This window comes from Caulobacter sp. FV2ye17ST (genome assembly GCF_058680955.1).
The window spans coordinates 2,685,719-2,701,000 of sequence record NZ_CM178727.1 but is presented as its reverse complement, the minus strand read 5'-3'; the positions used below and the strand labels follow the sequence as shown (position 1 = coordinate 2,701,000).

The 15,282-nt window shown below is 67.2% G+C and carries 13 protein-coding genes and 1 tRNA gene; 7 read left to right on the top strand and 7 right to left on the bottom strand.

Annotation, left to right across the window (positions count from 1 at the left end):
• Nucleotides 1–52: 52 nt before the first annotated feature.
• Genes ACW17V_RS12970 through ACW17V_RS12955 form a run of 4 tightly spaced genes read right to left on the bottom strand, consistent with a single transcriptional unit; the run spans nucleotide 53 to nucleotide 5,123 of the window.
• On the bottom strand, nucleotides 53–958 hold the full coding sequence (locus ACW17V_RS12970; protein WP_492105514.1) for a polysaccharide deacetylase family protein: 906 nt from the start codon (nucleotides 956–958) through the stop codon (nucleotides 53–55).
• Nucleotides 955–2,199, bottom strand: a complete 1,245-nt coding sequence (locus tag ACW17V_RS12965; protein WP_492105513.1) for an SGNH/GDSL hydrolase family protein — start codon at nucleotides 2,197–2,199, stop codon at nucleotides 955–957. The genes ACW17V_RS12970 and ACW17V_RS12965 overlap by 4 nt, the downstream gene beginning before the upstream one ends.
• Nucleotides 2,196–3,836 (bottom strand): glycoside hydrolase family 43 protein, encoded by a 1,641-nt coding sequence (locus ACW17V_RS12960; protein WP_492105512.1) that lies wholly within the window; start codon nucleotides 3,834–3,836, stop codon nucleotides 2,196–2,198. The genes ACW17V_RS12965 and ACW17V_RS12960 overlap by 4 nt, the downstream gene beginning before the upstream one ends.
• A gap of 3 nt (nucleotides 3,837–3,839) precedes the next feature.
• Nucleotides 3,840–5,123 (bottom strand): MFS transporter, encoded by a 1,284-nt coding sequence (locus ACW17V_RS12955; RefSeq protein ID WP_492105511.1) that lies wholly within the window; start codon nucleotides 5,121–5,123, stop codon nucleotides 3,840–3,842.
• A 220-nt stretch (nucleotides 5,124–5,343) separates the two neighbouring features.
• Between ACW17V_RS12955 and ACW17V_RS12950 the strand changes: the two genes are divergently transcribed.
• Entirely contained in the window at nucleotides 5,344–5,835 is a 492-nt protein-coding gene (locus tag ACW17V_RS12950; protein WP_492105510.1) for a pyridoxamine 5'-phosphate oxidase family protein, read from the top strand.
• Between the two features lie 37 nt (nucleotides 5,836–5,872).
• Here the strand turns inward: ACW17V_RS12950 and ACW17V_RS12945 are convergent, their stop codons facing one another.
• From ACW17V_RS12945 to ACW17V_RS12935, 3 genes are all read right to left on the bottom strand, one after another.
• Nucleotides 5,873–6,736, bottom strand: a complete 864-nt coding sequence (locus ACW17V_RS12945; RefSeq protein WP_492105509.1) for a dienelactone hydrolase family protein — start codon at nucleotides 6,734–6,736, stop codon at nucleotides 5,873–5,875.
• A gap of 430 nt (nucleotides 6,737–7,166) precedes the next feature.
• Nucleotides 7,167–7,241 (bottom strand) — tRNA-Val (locus ACW17V_RS12940).
• 70 nt (nucleotides 7,242–7,311) lie between these two features.
• Nucleotides 7,312–8,025 carry an HAD-IA family hydrolase gene (locus ACW17V_RS12935; protein ID WP_492105508.1) on the bottom strand — a complete coding sequence of 238 codons (714 nt, stop codon included), beginning with the start codon at nucleotides 8,023–8,025 and terminating at the stop codon, nucleotides 7,312–7,314.
• Nucleotides 8,026–8,094: 69 nt separating this feature from the next.
• Between ACW17V_RS12935 and glmU the strand changes: the two genes are divergently transcribed.
• The 6 genes from glmU (at nucleotide 8,095) to ACW17V_RS12905 (ending at nucleotide 15,269) form a co-directional block, all read left to right on the top strand.
• Nucleotides 8,095–9,462, top strand: a complete 1,368-nt coding sequence (gene glmU, locus ACW17V_RS12930; RefSeq protein WP_492105507.1) for a bifunctional UDP-N-acetylglucosamine diphosphorylase/glucosamine-1-phosphate N-acetyltransferase GlmU — start codon at nucleotides 8,095–8,097, stop codon at nucleotides 9,460–9,462.
• Entirely contained in the window at nucleotides 9,459–10,139 is a 681-nt protein-coding gene (gene rpiA / locus ACW17V_RS12925) for a ribose-5-phosphate isomerase RpiA (protein WP_492105506.1), read from the top strand. The genes glmU and rpiA overlap by 4 nt, the downstream gene beginning before the upstream one ends.
• Nucleotides 10,140–10,186: 47 nt before the next feature.
• The gene (gene gor, locus ACW17V_RS12920; protein ID WP_492105505.1) at nucleotides 10,187–11,575 is read left to right on the top strand and encodes a glutathione-disulfide reductase; all 1,389 of its coding nucleotides are present in this window, start codon (nucleotides 10,187–10,189) and stop codon (nucleotides 11,573–11,575) included.
• Complete coding sequence (locus ACW17V_RS12915; RefSeq protein WP_492105504.1) at nucleotides 11,572–12,771, top strand: O-antigen ligase family protein; 1,200 nt, start codon at nucleotides 11,572–11,574, stop codon at nucleotides 12,769–12,771. The genes gor and ACW17V_RS12915 overlap by 4 nt, the downstream gene beginning before the upstream one ends.
• A gap of 128 nt (nucleotides 12,772–12,899) precedes the next feature.
• Nucleotides 12,900–14,279: a class II 3-deoxy-7-phosphoheptulonate synthase gene (locus ACW17V_RS12910; protein ID WP_492105503.1), complete on the top strand. Its 1,380-nt coding sequence runs from the start codon at nucleotides 12,900–12,902 to the stop codon at nucleotides 14,277–14,279.
• A gap of 75 nt (nucleotides 14,280–14,354) precedes the next feature.
• Nucleotides 14,355–15,269: an aspartyl protease family protein gene (locus tag ACW17V_RS12905; protein WP_492105502.1), complete on the top strand. Its 915-nt coding sequence runs from the start codon at nucleotides 14,355–14,357 to the stop codon at nucleotides 15,267–15,269.
• Nucleotides 15,270–15,282 lie beyond the last annotated feature (13 nt).

Genomic DNA, 15,282 nt, shown 5'->3' with positions numbered 1-15,282 from the left:
TGTTGTAGGTCGAGGCGAGGGATCTTGTCACGTCCCGTGCCAATTGTGCGGGCTACCGGCAGACGCTGTCCAGCGCCGCGAGGTTCAGCGACAGGGGCGGAACGGGCAGGCCCTTGGCCGCCAGAGCGCTTTCCAGCGTGACCGGCGCCGCGGCGGGCGCGGCGGTCAGGTCCGCGGCGTAGAACGGATCGGCCTGCGCCTCTTCCAGCGAGACGAAGCTGACGCCCAGCGATCGATAGAGCGCCAGCAGGCGGGAACCCATGCGGGCGTCGAAGGCGCCCAGATGCATCAGCAGCACATAGGGGATATCCCGGCCGTGCAGCGTCGCCGACAGCGCGCGCGAATGGGCAAGGCTAAGCTCGGCGGCCTTCAGGTAGCTGGTCTCGAGGTCGGCTATGGCCTTCTGGTCACCCTTGGCCACGCAGCGGGCGTAGGGCTCGTTCCAGGCATAGTCGCCAAAGCTCATGGTCACGCTGGCGATGTGATAACCGCGCGCTTTCAGCAGTTCCCGAACGGCGGCGCGCTTCTCGGGCGTGTCGCCCTCGCTCAGGAAAGGGAAGCGGAACCAGCGCCACTCCGAACCGGCGGCCAGGCTCTTCAGCAGGGGCTCGTTGCGGGTCAGTTCGGCTTCGAAGGTGGCGACGTCGATCTGGGCGAGGTTCAGGTGCGCCCAGCCGTGGTTGCCCAGCGGGTGGCCGGCGTCGCGCCAGATCTTCAGGACGTCGGCCGAGTCCGGCTCGCGCTCGGTCTGGACGCCGTTGATGAAGCCATAGACCGGGGCGGCCTTGGCGTCCTTCAGGGCGGCGAGGAAGTCCTTGGCGATGCCCACGCGGGTCTCGCCGTTTGGCAGGGCGCTGTGAGCCGGCAGGTCATCGACCGTGATCGCCATCCTGATCTCGGCCGCGCCCGCGGCGGCGGGCAGGGCGATCAGGGCGGCGGCGAGAAGGGCGCGGATCATCGGGCGAACAGGTCCAGCGGGATTGACTGGGCCATGAAGCGATAGCCGTCCATCGAGGGATGCAGACCGTCGCCGGAATCGTAAGCCGGCGCCAGACGGTTGGGATTGGCCGGGTCGCGCATGATCGCGTCCATGTCGACGACGGCGTCGAAGTTTCCGGGCGCGCGGATCCAGGCGTTGATGGCGGCGCGGTCCTGCTCGTTCAGGGCGTCGGGATGATAATAGGCCGACGTTCCATAGGGCATGATCGTCGCGCCGATGGCCTTGATGCCCCGGGCCCGAGCCTTGTGGACCATCTGGGCGTAGGCGGTGGTGACTTCGGCGACCAGCGCCGCGTGCCTTTCTGCCCCGACCGGCTGGTCGCGGGTCAGCACGCCCAGGTCGTTGACGCCTTCCAGCACCAGCACGTGGGTCACGCCGCTCTGCATCAGCACATCGCGGTCGAAGCGGGCGGCGGCGTTGGGACCCAGACCGTCCAGCAGGACGCGGTTGCCGCCGATGCCCAGGTTCAGGACGCCCAGCTTGCGGGTCTTGGGATTGGCCTGCAGCCTTGCCGCGAAGGCGTCGGGCCAGCGCATGTTGGTGTTGGGTTTGACGCCATAGCCATCGGTGATCGAGTCGCCGATCAGGGCGACGGCGCCGGCGCCCTTGCCGGCCTCGACCTCGACGCCCGACAGCTGGAACCAGTGGTCGGTCTTCAGGGCGCCGGGCAGATCAGCGGCCGAGACCTTCTCGCCTTTGACGACATAGGAGGTCGCCCGCGAGCCGGGGTGGCTGGTCTGGACGGCTGGGGCCTTGTCGATGTGGATCGAGACCGCCAGGTCCGACAGCGGCGCGGCCTCAAGGGCGATGGGGTCGGACAGATACTCCGCGCCCGGCGGCACGGTCACGTCGGCTCGTCCGGAAAAGGTGACCGCGCGATCCGTAGCCGGGTCGATGGCGGGCGCGTCGTTCGCCAGCGGACGGGCCACCCGGGCGGCGGTGACACGCAGGGGGGTGGTGCCGAAGACGTTGGAGATCCGCACGCGCAGGCGATCTCCACCCGCAGTCAGGCGCACGATCTGGCGCAGCGTGGCGTCGTTCAGGGCGTCGGCGGGGAGGGCGTTGCGCTCTTCCGGAACCTGCTGGGCGCTGGCCCAGGTTCCGATCCAGCGACCTTCAGCATGGGCGCTGATGGAGACGCTCAGCGTCAGGGCCAGGGCGGTTGCCAGGCCGAGAGCGCGGCGGGTGATCCGGGTCATGATGGCTCCGTCACGGTCGGGTCGGGCTGATAGTCGCGCTCGCGATAGTCGAACCAGTCAAAGTCGGCCGGCTTGATCGCGCCCGACATGTCCTGACAGGCCATCCCGACGAAGGCGCCGGTGAAGTTGGGCGCGCCGGGGCTGGTGGCCTCGTCCGACAGGATGCTGGCGTCGAAGGTCTGCGGCAGCCAGGTCCAGTCGCGACCATCCAGGCTCCAGGCGAAGCGCAGGCGCTCATAGTCGACTTCGACTCGCAGATGCACCGGCCCCGCCGGCAGCGGAACGGGATCGGTGAAGGCGTCGGCCTGGGCCGCGTCCGGCAGGGCCGACATCACCCGCAGGTGGCGGCCGCGCTCCTCGTCATGGGTGACGTGCAGGTAGTGGAACTTCGAGCCGCCATAGTAGCAGACGAGCCCCGCCGCCTGCTGGAAGTGCGCGGGCTCGAAATCCATCAGGGTCGAGGCGCTGTAGCAGAAGGCCTGCTGCCGACGGGCGACCAGGGCCTGACGGAATTGTCCGCCAATACTCTCGCGCCCATGCAGCCTTAGCCAGCCGGGGCGTGCGGTCAGGCTGAACAACTCCTCGGGATAAGGCGAGCGCAGCCACTGAAAGTCGATGGGCAGGTCCGGACCGTCGAAGTCGGCCCGCGCGGGCGTCGCGGGAAACGGATGCGGCGGCAGGTCGGGCGCTTGGACACTCAGACTCGGCATGCCCTGGCCGTCGAGCGTGCGCAGCCAGCCGTCTTCGCCCCAGACCATCGGCTGGATCGCCGTCTCGCGGCCCATCACGCAGCGACCGCGATTGGGTAGGGGGCGGCCGCTCAGATAGACCGCCCAGGTCTGACCATCGGGCGTCTCGACCAGATCGGCGTGACCGGCCCGTTGCAGCGGGGCGTCTGGCCGGGTGCGTGAGCTGAGGATGTAGGTGTCGGGGTGCAGTTCGTACGGGCCTGCCAGATGGCGCGAGCGGGCCATGGTCACCGCGTGGTTCCAGCCCGTGCCGCCCTCGGCGGTGATCAGATAGTACCAGCCGTCCCGCTTATAGATGTGCGGCGCCTCGGTCAGGCCCAGGGGCGTGCCTTCGAAGATCACCTGACGCTCGCCGGTCAGGGCGCGCGCATTGTGGGAATATTCCTGCAGCACGATGCCGGCGAAGCGGTTGCGGCCGGGGCGGTGGTCCCACAGCATGTTGACCAGCCACTTGCGGCCATCGTCGTCGTGGAACAGTGACGGATCAAAGCCGCTGCTGTTGAGGAACACCGGGTCGGACCAGTCGCCGTCGATGGTCTCGCAGGTGACCAGATAGTTGTGGAAATCCCGCAGGCTGGCGCCCGACGCCCCGCCGACCGTGGTGCGGCCATAGCGCTTCACGTCGGTGTAGATCAGGTGGAAGAGGCCATCGGCATAGGTCAGGCACGGCGCCCAGACCCCGCAGGAGTCCGGCGCGCCCAGCATGTTCAGCTGGCTGGGCCGTTTCAGGGGGCGGGTGATCAGCCGCCAGTTCACCAGGTCGCGCGAATGGTGGATCTGCACGCCCGGGAACCACTCGAAGGTCGAGGTGGCGATGTAATAGTCCTCGCCCACCCGCACGATGGACGGATCGGGGTTGAATCCCGGCAGGATCGGATTGTGGATCATCGTCTAGACCGAAATGGGCGGAGCGGCGGCGGGCGTCGGGGCGGGGCGGTCGCGGACCAGGGTCCACAGCAGCACCGCGCCCAGCAGGTCGAGCACGCCCAGCGCGATGAAGAACGGGTCATAGCCGACCGTGGCGACCAGTCCGCCGATCATCAGCGAAAAGATCAGCACGCCCAGATTGCCCATGGTTCCGGCCATGCCGGCCACGGTGGCGACCTCGTTGCGCTTGAAGAGGTCCGACGACAGGGTGATCACGGTCACCGACAGGGTCTGGTGGGCGAAACCGCCCAGGCACAGCAGGGCGATGGCGGCATAGGGGCTCTCGACCCTGCCGACGAAGGCCATGCCGGTCATCATCAGCGCGCCGACCGTGAAGGCCCAGCGACGGGCGTTGATCAGGCTGACGCCGCGTTTCTGAAGGAAGGTCGCGACGGTCGGGCCGAACAGGCATCCCAGGTCGGCGGCCACGAACGGCAGCCAGGCGAACATCGCGATCTGCTTGAGGTCGAAGCCCCGAACGCTGGTCAGATACAGCGGCACCCAGAACGCCAGAGTGCCCCAGGTGGGGTCGGCGAGGAAGCGGGGCAGGGCGATGCCCCAGAAGTTGCGCTGCTTCATAACCTTGAAGATCGAGGGCTTGGCGCCGTCGCTGCTTAGGTGGGTTTCCTGGCCGGCGGCGATGTAATCCCGTTCGGCGTCCGACAGGGCTGGATGCTTGTCGGGCGACTGGTAGAACTTCAGCCACAGCACCACCCAGACCAGTCCCAGCGCCCCGGCGATGACGAACGCCGCGCGCCAGTTCCACGAGATGATCGCCCAGGCCACCAGCGGCGGCGCCAGCATCGAGCCGAACGACGCGCCGATATTGTAGACGCCGCCGGCATGGCCGCGCTCCTTCGCCGGAAACCACTCAGAGACCGCTTTCATGCCCGCCGGATTGGCCGAGCCCTCCGCCAGGCCCAGAAGGCCCCGCAGACCTGCCAGCATCGGCCAGTTCGAGGCCAGGCCGTGGGCCATGGTGATCAGGGACCAGGCCGTGGCGAAGATCGCGAAGCCGGTCTTCAGCCCGATGACATCCAGCACATAGCCGCAGACCGGCTGCATCATCACGCCCAACTGGAAGGCGCCGGTGATCCAGCCGTACTGCTTTTCGGTGATGTCCAGGTCGGCCAGCACCGTGGGCGCGGCGACGCCCAGGGTGGAGCGGGTCAGGTAGTTGATCACCGCGCCCAGCATGATCAGGCCGATCATCCACCAGCGCAGGGCCTTGATCGTGCGTGCGGTCATTAGACGGCGGTCTCCCCGGATCGGATGGTTTTCTTTGAGGTTACCGGTCCCATCTCGACGCGCGCAAGGTGGCGCGTGGTCGTAGTGCTGTCTAGGTCAGACCAAAAAAAACAGAGGTCAGATCACTTTGGCTGGGTCAGCCGCCAGGTCATCCGGTCAGTCGAGCGGGGAACGAACGCCTCATCCTCGTCGTTGCCAGACCTAGCGAATGGAGAACACGATGACCGACACCACCGAAATCGAAGCCAAGTTCTGGAAAGCCCTGCGATCCGACATGACCGTGATGCTGGGCCTCGCCGGCGTTGACGAAGGCCACGGCCAGCCGATGACCGCCCAGTTCGTGGACAAGGACGATCGCGGCCCGATCTGGTTCTTCAGCGCGCGCGACACCGATCTGGTGAAATCGCTGCATCAGAGCCATCGCGGCGTCTTCAACTTCGCTTCGAAGGGCCACGATATTTTCGCGGCGGTCCATGGGGAACTGACGCCGGACAACGACCGCGCGATGATCGACAAGCTGTGGAACCCCTTCGTGGCGGCCTGGTACGAGGGCGGCAAGGATGATCCCAATCTGCAGCTTCTGCGCTTTGACACCGAGCGCGCCCAGATTTGGCTGAACGGCTCCAGCCTGCTGGCCGGCGTCAAGATGCTGCTGGGGGGCGATCCCAAGAAGGACTACAGCGACAAGGTCGCCGAGGTGGCCTTGAAGTAGAACCGGCTGGCCGCGCCGTCACCGGCGCGGCCAGACCTCAGCCCAGGGTGCGCTTATAGAGCGCCAACAGCTCGGCCCAGGCCTTTTCGGCGGCGGGCTCGTCATAGACCTGGCTGCCCTTGACGGTCCAGCCGTGGGCCGCGCCGGCATAGACCTCGATCTTGTTTGGCCGCTTGGCGGCGTCGAGGGCGACCTTCAGCTTTTCCTTGTCGGCCGGATCCTTCTTGTCGTCGTTGTCGGCGACGCAGATCAGGTATTCGGCCTTGCTGACCGGCAGGGTCAGGTGCGGGCTGGTGGGGGCGTCGGTGACCAGACCGCCGCCATGGAAGCTGGCCACGGCGGCCACGCGTGACGGCGAGACGCCCGCCGTGCGGAAGGCCAGCGGACCGCCCATGCAATAGCCCTGTACGCCGACCTTCTTCTTCTTGTCGGTCTGGGGCAGGGCGTCGAGGAAGGCGATATAGGCCGTCGCGTCCCTATCGGTGCCTTCCGGGGTCACGGTGGCCCGCATCGGCATGATCTTGGCGCGGTCCTCGGGGCTGGCGAAGTTGAAGCCGCTCTCGACCACCGGCGCCTTCTTGACCCGGTAGTAGAGGTTGGGAACCAGCACCACATAGCCCGACGACGCCAGCCGCCGACCCATTTCGCGGAACGCGGGCCGCAGGCTGACCACGTCCGGCCACACGACGACGGCGGGCCAGGAGCCCTTGCCCTCGGGGTAGTACAGGGCGGCGTCCGCCACGCCGTCCGGCGTCTTGATCTCGACGTCCTTCTCCACGACCGGCGCGCCCGCATGGGCCGCGCCGCCCAGTCCCGCAGCCAGCACGGTCATCAGACCGAAGGCGCGGCGGGACACGGTGGGATCGTGGATCAGGCCGGGGTGGATGTCGTCGTCACACATGGCCGATCCTCGCATTGCGATTTGAAACAGGCCGGGACTTTCGCTGCGAATGCGCGGCGAGGGAAGCCTATTGCGACGCGCCGTTGATCTTCGCGTCCAGGCGTTGCGCCCTGAGGTTATCCACAGACCTTGTGGATAACTTATGTCCGGGTGGCGGCGCTGCGCAGCGCGGTCGTCGGGCCGGCGCCTAAAGCTGCGCCATAATGTCCCGATTGATAGAATTACCGCATCTCGCCCTTGATTGTTTGGCTGGTAGCGCTACCTGACAGGGTGTGAGGCGCGAGCGCCTCTGCCCTTCCTGGGCGTTTCCTCCCTAATGACTGGCCCGGCCTGCGAAGGTCGGGCCTTCTTTTTGGCCGGAACGCTGGAGGCGCGCCGCATGCGAGCCTCGCGGCATCCGCGAGCTATCAAAATCCAGAAGAGATGGGAGTGGTGGTCGCGACAGGGATTGAACCTGTGACATCCTGCGTGTGAAGCAGGCGCTCTCCCGCTGAGCTACGCGACCTAACCGTTTCGGGCGGTTCGGGTGAACCGTTCTCGCCAGCCCGGAAGACCGATCCGCGAGAGGGACGGGCCTATAGCCCGGTGTTTGGCCGGGGGCAAGAGGCCAGAAGGCCGATACAGGCCTGGGGCACATCTAAAAAGCTGTGGATGACCAGATCGCCGCCCAGGGTCTCCACCGGCTCTTCGGTATAGCCGAAGCTGACCAGCAGGGCTGGGACATTGGCGCGTACAGCCGCCAGGGCGTCGTTGATGCTGTCGCCGACCATCACCGCCCGGCGCGGATCGCCGCCCACGGCCTGGATCGCGGTCAACACGTGGATCGGGTCGGGCTTGGCGGCGGGCGACAGATCCGCGCCGATCACGGCGTTGAAGGCTGAGGACAGGTCCAGCGCGTCCAGCAGGGCGACCGACAGATTGGTCAGCTTGTTGGTGCAGACCACCAGCCTTGCCCCCGCGCCGCGCAGATCGGCCAGAACCTCGACCACGCCGGGGAAGGGCGCGCTCTCGTGAGCGATGCGATCCAGATAGACGGCCATGAAGCGCTCGACGAGCCTGGGCGCCGTCAGGGCGTCCAGCGGATGACCGGCGGCGGCGAAGCCACGCTCCAGCAGCGCTCGCGCCCCGCGTCCGACCATCAGCCGCACATCGTCGAAAGGCAGGGGCGGCAGGCCCTCTTCAACGAGGATCATGTTCAGCGCGCCGACCAGGTCGGGCGCGGTGTCGACGAGGGTTCCGTCGAGATCGAAGGCGATCGTGGCGCCTTTGAGGGCTTGAAGGTCATGCATTGATCTGGCCTTTCGGCTAAACGGCCGACTAATGCAACTTTGGTTCGTCCCTAGAGAGTCGCCAGGACCATGACCAGCTCCGCCTCGAGTCGCCCCCGGGCCGCCGTGATCCTCGCCGCCGGCCAGGGTACGCGGATGAAGTCGCCGACCCCCAAGGTGCTGCACAGGATCGCCGGCCGCGCCCTGCTGGACCACGCCATCGACGCCGCCGAGGCTCTGGGCTGCGCGCGGATCATCGTGGTGGTCGGCACCCACAGCCCCGCCGTCGGCGTCCATGCCCGCAAGCGTCTCGGCGAGGCGGCCGTAGTGATCCAGGATCCGCCGATGGGCACCGGCCATGCCGTGCTGGCCGCCAGGGAGGCCCTCGCCGATTTCGACGGCGATGTGGTGGTGACCTTCGCCGACTGCCCGCTGCTGACCGCGCCGGTCATCGCGCCGCTGTTCGACCTGCGCGCCTCGGGCGCCGACGTGGCCGTGCTGGGCTTCGAGGCCGCCGATCCTGGCGCCTATGGCCGCCTGATCCTGGCCCCCGGCCATGTGTTGCTGCGCATCGTCGAAGCCAAGGACGCCGATGACAGCGTCAAGCAGGTCAAGCACTGCAATTCCGGCGTTCTGGCCGCCGATCGGGCGCTGCTGTTCGACCTCCTCAGCCAGGTCGGCAACGACAACGCCAACAAGGAATACTACCTCACCGACGTGGTGGGCATCGCCCATGGCCGCGAGCTCTCGACGCGCGCGACCTTCGCCGGCGAAGCCTCGGTGCAGGGCGTCAATTCCCAGGCCGAACTGGCCGCCGCCGAAGCCGTCTGGCAGAAGCGCCGCCGCCACGCCCTGATGGTCGAGGGCGTCACCATGCCGGCGCCGGACACCGTGCATCTGGCCTGGGATACGAAGATCGCCGCCGGCGTCACGGTGGAACAGTTCGTGGTCTTCGGACCCGGCGTCAGCGTCGCGACCGGCGCGGTGATCAAGGCCTTCAGCCATCTGGAAGGCGCGACCGTGGGCGAGGGGGCCCTGATCGGGCCCTATGCCCGCCTGCGGCCTGGGGCCGAGATCGGAGCCGAGGCTCACATCGGCAACTTCGTCGAGGTCAAGAAGGTCAAGGTCGGGGCCGGCGCCAAGGCCAATCACCTGAGCTATCTGGGCGACGGCTCGGTGGGCGAGAAGGCCAACATCGGGGCCGGCACGATCTTCTGTAACTATGACGGCTTCGAGAAGTTCGAGACCCATGTCGGCAAGGGCGCCTTCATCGGCTCCAACAGCGCCCTGGTCGCGCCGGTGCGGATCGGCGACGGGGCCATGACGGGCTCGGGCTCGGTGATCACCAAGGACGTGGAGGACGGCGCCCTGGCGCTGTCGCGCGCACCGCAACAGGACAAGCCAGGCTGGGCGACGAAGTTCCGCGCCCTCAAGCAGGCCAAAAAGGACAAGAAATGAGCGCCGACGATCAAAAGCGCCTCTCGGGCGAAGCCGCCGCCGAGCTCGTCGAAAACGGCATGGTCGTGGGCCTGGGCACCGGTTCTACCGCCGCCTGGTTCGTGAAGGCTCTGGCGGCGCGCAAGCTGGATGTCCGGGGTGTGCCGACCTCCGATGCGACAGCCAACCTCGCCCGCGAGCTGGGCATCCCCCTGGCGGCGCTGGACGACGTCAAGGCGGTTGATCTGACCGTCGACGGCGCCGACGAGATCGGTCCGGGCCTCAGCCTGATCAAGGGCGGCGGCGCGGCTCTGCTGCGCGAGAAGCTGGTCTGGGAAGCCTCCAAACGCTGCGTGGTCATCGCCGACGCCGCCAAGCATGTGAAGGTGCTGGGCAAGTTCCCGCTGCCGATCGAGGTGGTGCGGTTTGGTCACGTCCATACCGGCCAGCGCCTGGCCGACATCGCCGCCGAGTTCGAACTGCCGCCGCCGCGCTTGCGCATGGCCGATCGCGGCGTGGTGGTCACCGACGGTGGCAACCTGATCTACGACATGGCTTCGGGCAAGATCGACGAGCCTGCCGCCCTGGCTTCAGCGCTGAAGGCCGTGACAGGCGTCGTGGATCATGGCCTGTTCCTGGATCTGGCGGACGAGGCGCTGCTGGGAACCGACAATGGCGTGGTGCGCCTGGTCCCCTGAGTTCCTAGATACAGCGCCGACGTTCCCTAGCTTCACTGGAGCCTTCGATGGCTGACTATGACTTCGACCTCTTCGTCATCGGCGCCGGCTCCGGCGGCGTGCGGGCCGCGCGCCTGGCCTCGCTCTCGGGCGCCAAGGTCGCCGTGGCCGAGGAGTACCGCGTCGGCGGCACCTGCGTGATCCGCGGCTGCGTGCCCAAGAAGTTCATGGTCTATGCCAGCGAGGTCTCGAGCCAGCTGAAGACCGCCGAGGGCTATGGTTGGACCATCGGCGAGCGGTCGTTCGACTGGAAGCGCTTCCTGCACGACAAGGACGTCGAGATCGCCCGGCTGTCGGGGATCTATGTCACCAACCTGCAGAAGGCCGGCGCGCACCTGTTGCACGGCAAGGCCCGGGTGATCGACGCCCACACCGTCGAGGTCCTGCCCAAGGAGGGCAGCCAGGACGCCGGTCGCTATACCGCCCGCAAGATCCTGATCGCCACTGGCGGCCGCCCGGTGCGGCCGGACTTCCCGGGCGCCGAGCTGGGCGTGACCTCGGACGAGGCCTTCCACATGCCCACCCTGCCCAAGCGGGTGCTGGTGGTGGGCGGCGGCTATATCGCCGTGGAGTTCGCCGGCATCTTCAACGGCCTGGGTGTGGAGACCACACTGCTCTATCGCGGGGCCAACATCCTGCGCGGCTTTGACGACGACGTGCGCTCGCACCTCGCCGACGAACTGGAAAAGCGCGGCATCAAGGTGGTGCTGGGCTGCTCGCACAAGAGCATCGAGCAGACCGACGCCGGGCTGCTCAGCACGCTCAGCAACGACCTGACCTTCGAGACCGATGCGGTGATGTTCGCCACGGGGCGCGAGCCCTATGTCGATGGCCTGGGCCTGGACAAGGTCGGCGTGAAGCTGAACGAGCGCGGCGCGATCGCCGTGGACAAGCACTCCAAAACCAATGTCGACAGCATCTGGGCGGTCGGCGACGTCACTGACCGGATCAACCTGACGCCGGTGGCGATCCGCGAGGGCGCGGCCTTCGCCCAGACCGAATTCTACAACAATCCGACCAGCTTCGATCATGACATGGTCGCCTCGGCGGTGTTCTCGCAGCCGCCGGTCGCGGTGGTGGGCATGAGCGAGGCCGAAGCGCGGCATGCGTTCGGCAAGGTCGACATCTATCGTTCGGTCTTCCGCCCCATGAAGCTGACCTTCTATGGCGGCCAGGAGCGCTGCCTGATCAAGTTGGTCGTCAAGCAGGACGACGAGAAGATCGTCGGCGTCCACATGGTGGGCCCTGACTCGCCCGAGATCATCCAGATGGCCGCCATCGCCGTGAAGATGGGCGTCACCAAGACCCAGTGGGATTCGACCTGCGCGGTTCACCCGACCTTGGCCGAGGAACTGGTGACGATGAAGGAAAAGTACGTTCCCATGGGCGCCGGATGAGGTCTGTCGCCGGCGCGGAGCGTTCCACGAAATGGCTAGGGGCTGTCGCGGTGTTCACCATCGCGCTGGTTCCGTTCGTGGGCTATCTCGCGCCACTGGGTTTCGCGCCGCTTCTGGCCCTGTGCGGCTTGCTGGCGACGCCGGGACTGGCGCGGTCCCGGCCGGCGTCACCTCCGGCCATGGCGCTGTTCGTTCTGGTGGTCTGGGCCTTGATCAGTCTGGCCTGGAGCCCTGGCGCGCCGAATGTGGCCGACCTGAAGGACAGTGGGGACATGGAGTCCTTCACCGGGCTCAAGCTGCTGTTCCAGCTGGCGCTGTACGGTTCGGCGATCGCCGCCCTTGGTGGCCTGTCTGATCGGTCCGCCCGCAGCGCCGCTACGGTGCTGGCCGTCAGCGTCCTGTTCCTGGCCTTGCTGGTCGCCCTCGACGGGGTGAGCGGGGCGGCCTTCTACCAATGGCTGAGAACCTCGATCGACGATCCGATCCGGCCCGATCTTGCGGTGGTGAAGGTGTCCATCGCCACCTATGCCCTGGCGCTGCTGTTCTGGCCCACGGCGCGGATCATGAGCGGCCGCGGCTGGACGCCGGCGGCCTTCGTTTTGCTGGGGGCGGTGATCGTCGGGGCCGTGGCGTTGAGCGCTGACGCCAGCTGGGCCGCCCTGGCGTTTGGCTTCATCGCCTTTGGCGCAGTGCGGCTGTTTGGCAAGGTGGCGGCGCGCCTGCTGGTCGCCGCCGTCGCCGCGCCGTTCGTGCTCGGTCCCATCATGTTGCTGTGGGGCGTGCACTCGGGGCTGGTCGCCTGGCTGCATCAGCATGTGCCAAGGTCCTGGGACGCGCGCCTGGATATCTGGGCCTTCACCGCCGACCATGTGCAGGCCCACGCCATTCGGGGCTGGGGCCTGGACGCCAGCCGCACCTTCGGACCGGCCATCCCGCTGCATACCCACAACGCCGCGATGCAGATGTGGCTGGAGCTGGGCGCGGTGGGCGCGGCCCTGGGCGGCATCTTCTTCAGCTGGGTCGCCTATCGGATCGTGGCCCTGACCGGCGAGTCCCAGGAGGAGGGCGCCATAGCGGCCGGCGCCCTGGTCACCTATCTGACCATCGGCGGTCTGAGCTTTGGGGTCTGGCAGGAATGGTGGCTGGCCCTGGGCGCGCTGACGGTCATCGCCTGCGATATCTCGCGCAAGGATTGAAGTGGCGACGCCACAGGCTAGGATGAACTTTCCTCGGCTTCGTCAAAAAGCGGTGATCGGCCGCATGATTTTGCCTTTTCCCTGCGGCTACGGTAAAAGCCGCTCCCTTTGAAGTTATAGAGCCTGTCATGACCTCGCGTTGGACCCCCGCCACCTGGAGAGCAAAACCCGCCAAGCACATCCCGTCCGACTATCCGGATGCGGGCGCTGTGGAACGGGTCGAGCAGACGCTTCGCCAGATGCCGCCGCTGGTCTTTGCGGGCGAGGCGCGCCGTCTCAAGAGCCTGCTGGGCGACGTGGCCGAGGGCCGTGCGTTCCTGCTGCAGGGCGGTGACTGCGCCGAGAGCTTCAAAGAGTTCCATGCGGACAACATCCGCGACACCTTCCGCCTGATCCTGCAGATGGCGGTGGTGTTGACCTTCGCCGGCGGCAAGCCTGTGGTGAAGGTGGGCCGCATCGCCGGCCAGTTCGCCAAGCCGCGCTCGGAGCCGATCGAGACGATCGATGGCGTGACCCTGCCGTCCTACCGGGGCGACAACATCAACGGCATGGACTTCACGGCCGAAGAACGCGCGCCCGATCCGGATCGCCTGCTGAAGGCCTATGGCCAGTCGGCCTCGACCCTGAACCTGCTGCGGGCCTTCGCTAACGGCGGCTATGCCGACCTGCACAATATCCACCGCTGGACCCTGGGTTTCGTGGGCGACAGCCCGCAGGGCGCGCGATACCGCGAGCTGTCCGACAAGATCAGCGAAAGCCTGGCCTTCATGGCCGCCATCGGCGTGACCCCGCAAAGCCATCCGGGGATGCATCAGGTGGAGTTCTTCACCAGCCACGAAGCCCTGCTGCTGGGCTTCGAGGAAGCCATGACCCGCGTCGATAGCACTTCGGGCGACTGGTACGACACCAGCGCCCACCTGCTGTGGATCGGCGAGCGCACCCGTCAGCTGGACGGCGCGCACATCGAGTTCATGCGCGGCGTCAAGAATCCGATCGGCCTCAAGTGCGGTCCGACCATGGAAGGCGACGACCTGCTGCGCCTGATCGACGTGCTCAACCCGCACAACGAGCCGGGCCGCCTGACCCTGTACGGCCGTTTCGGCTCGGACAAGATCGCCGACCGCCTGCCGCGCCTGATGAAGGCGACCAAGGCCGCCGGCCGTTCGGTGGTCTGGGCCACCGACCCGATGCACGGCAATACGCTGAAGGCCTCGACGGGCTACAAGACCCGGCCGTTCGACCGCATCCTGTCGGAGGTGAAATCCTTCGTCGAGATCGCCAACGCCGAGGGCGTGCATCCCGGCGGCGTGCACCTGGAAATGACCGGCCAGAACGTGACCGAGTGCCTGGGCGGCGCGCGGGCGGTGGGCGAAGGCGATCTCGCCGACCGCTATCACACCCACTGCGATCCCCGGCTGAACGGCGAGCAGGCCCTGGAACTGGCGTTCCTGGTCGCCGAGAAGCTGAAGTCGGCGCGGGAAGATCAGCGCAAGCTCGCCACCGCCTGACGCGCCGGTTGTCCTGACTGGCGCCTCTTCGGGCGCGGGTATAGCCTCCTCCTTCAATGGAGGAGGCGACGCGACATGGTGGGTTCAACCATCTCTCGCAGAGGTCTGGCGGGGTTGGCCGCGACGCTCGTCGCCGCGCCGGCTTTTGCCCGCGATCCCAACGCGCCGCAGGTTTCCAGCGCCGAGCCGCTGAAATATCTGGACGTTGCCCGTCGCCTGACGGTGCAGGTCATGCTGAACGGCCAGGGGCCGTTTCACATGATGGTCGACACCGGAGCCAACAGCTCGATGATCTCCATCGAGACGGCCGACAGGCTGGGGTTGGCGCGGGGCGAGCCGGTGAACGTGCACGGCATAGCCGGCGTGCAGACCGTCGACACCGTGGTGATCGACACCCTGCAGATGGGCCATCGCGTCCGGCGCCAGATGAAGGTGTCCATCGTCGCCGAACGCTATCTGGGCGCGGCCGGCCTGCTGGGTCTCGACTGGCTGGGCGCCAACAACCTGACCCTGAACTATGGCCAGCGCCGCATGGCCGTGGGCGAGCGTCTGCCCTGGGCCGACGACCAGACGGTGGTCGTCAAGACCCGCATACGCAGCGGGCTGAGCCTGATCGATGCGTCCATGCCGGGCCAGACCCTGGTCGCCCTGCTGGACAGCGGGTCGATGGCGACGATCGGGAACCTGGCGCTGTTCCGGGCGGCCCAGAAGCGCAAGGCGATCATGGGGGAAACCTTCGACATCCAGCTGCGCGGGGCCACTGGCCAGACCTTGCCGGGGCGCCTGGCGGTGCTCAACCGGCTGACTCTTGGCAAGATGACCCTGGTGAACGTGCCCGTGGTCATGGCCGCCGTGCATACCTTCGACTACTGGGGCTTGGCCCAGGAACCGGCGATTCTGATCGGCTCTGATATCCTTCAGAAGTTCGAAACCGTGGCCCTGGATTTCAAGCGCCGCGAGGTGCGCTTCAAGATCGCCGGTCGCGGCTGAGGCCTGTCTGACG

Coding starts and splice junctions, on each gene's coding strand:
- ACW17V_RS12970 (WP_492105514.1), bottom strand. CDS start 958: ATGATCCGCGCCCTTCTCGCCGCCGCCCTGATCGCCCTGCCCGCCGCC.
- ACW17V_RS12965 (WP_492105513.1), bottom strand. CDS start 2,199: ATGACCCGGATCACCCGCCGCGCTCTCGGCCTGGCAACCGCCCTGGCC.
- ACW17V_RS12960 (WP_492105512.1), bottom strand. CDS start 3,836: ATGATCCACAATCCGATCCTGCCGGGATTCAACCCCGATCCGTCCATC.
- ACW17V_RS12955 (WP_492105511.1), bottom strand. CDS start 5,123: ATGACCGCACGCACGATCAAGGCCCTGCGCTGGTGGATGATCGGCCTG.
- ACW17V_RS12950 (WP_492105510.1), top strand. CDS start 5,344: ATGACCGACACCACCGAAATCGAAGCCAAGTTCTGGAAAGCCCTGCGA.
- ACW17V_RS12945 (WP_492105509.1), bottom strand. CDS start 6,736: ATGTGTGACGACGACATCCACCCCGGCCTGATCCACGATCCCACCGTG.
- ACW17V_RS12935 (WP_492105508.1), bottom strand. CDS start 8,025: ATGCATGACCTTCAAGCCCTCAAAGGCGCCACGATCGCCTTCGATCTC.
- glmU (WP_492105507.1), top strand. CDS start 8,095: ATGACCAGCTCCGCCTCGAGTCGCCCCCGGGCCGCCGTGATCCTCGCC.
- rpiA (WP_492105506.1), top strand. CDS start 9,459: ATGAGCGCCGACGATCAAAAGCGCCTCTCGGGCGAAGCCGCCGCCGAG.
- gor (WP_492105505.1), top strand. CDS start 10,187: ATGGCTGACTATGACTTCGACCTCTTCGTCATCGGCGCCGGCTCCGGC.
- ACW17V_RS12915 (WP_492105504.1), top strand. CDS start 11,572: ATGAGGTCTGTCGCCGGCGCGGAGCGTTCCACGAAATGGCTAGGGGCT.
- ACW17V_RS12910 (WP_492105503.1), top strand. CDS start 12,900: ATGACCTCGCGTTGGACCCCCGCCACCTGGAGAGCAAAACCCGCCAAG.
- ACW17V_RS12905 (WP_492105502.1), top strand. CDS start 14,355: ATGGTGGGTTCAACCATCTCTCGCAGAGGTCTGGCGGGGTTGGCCGCG.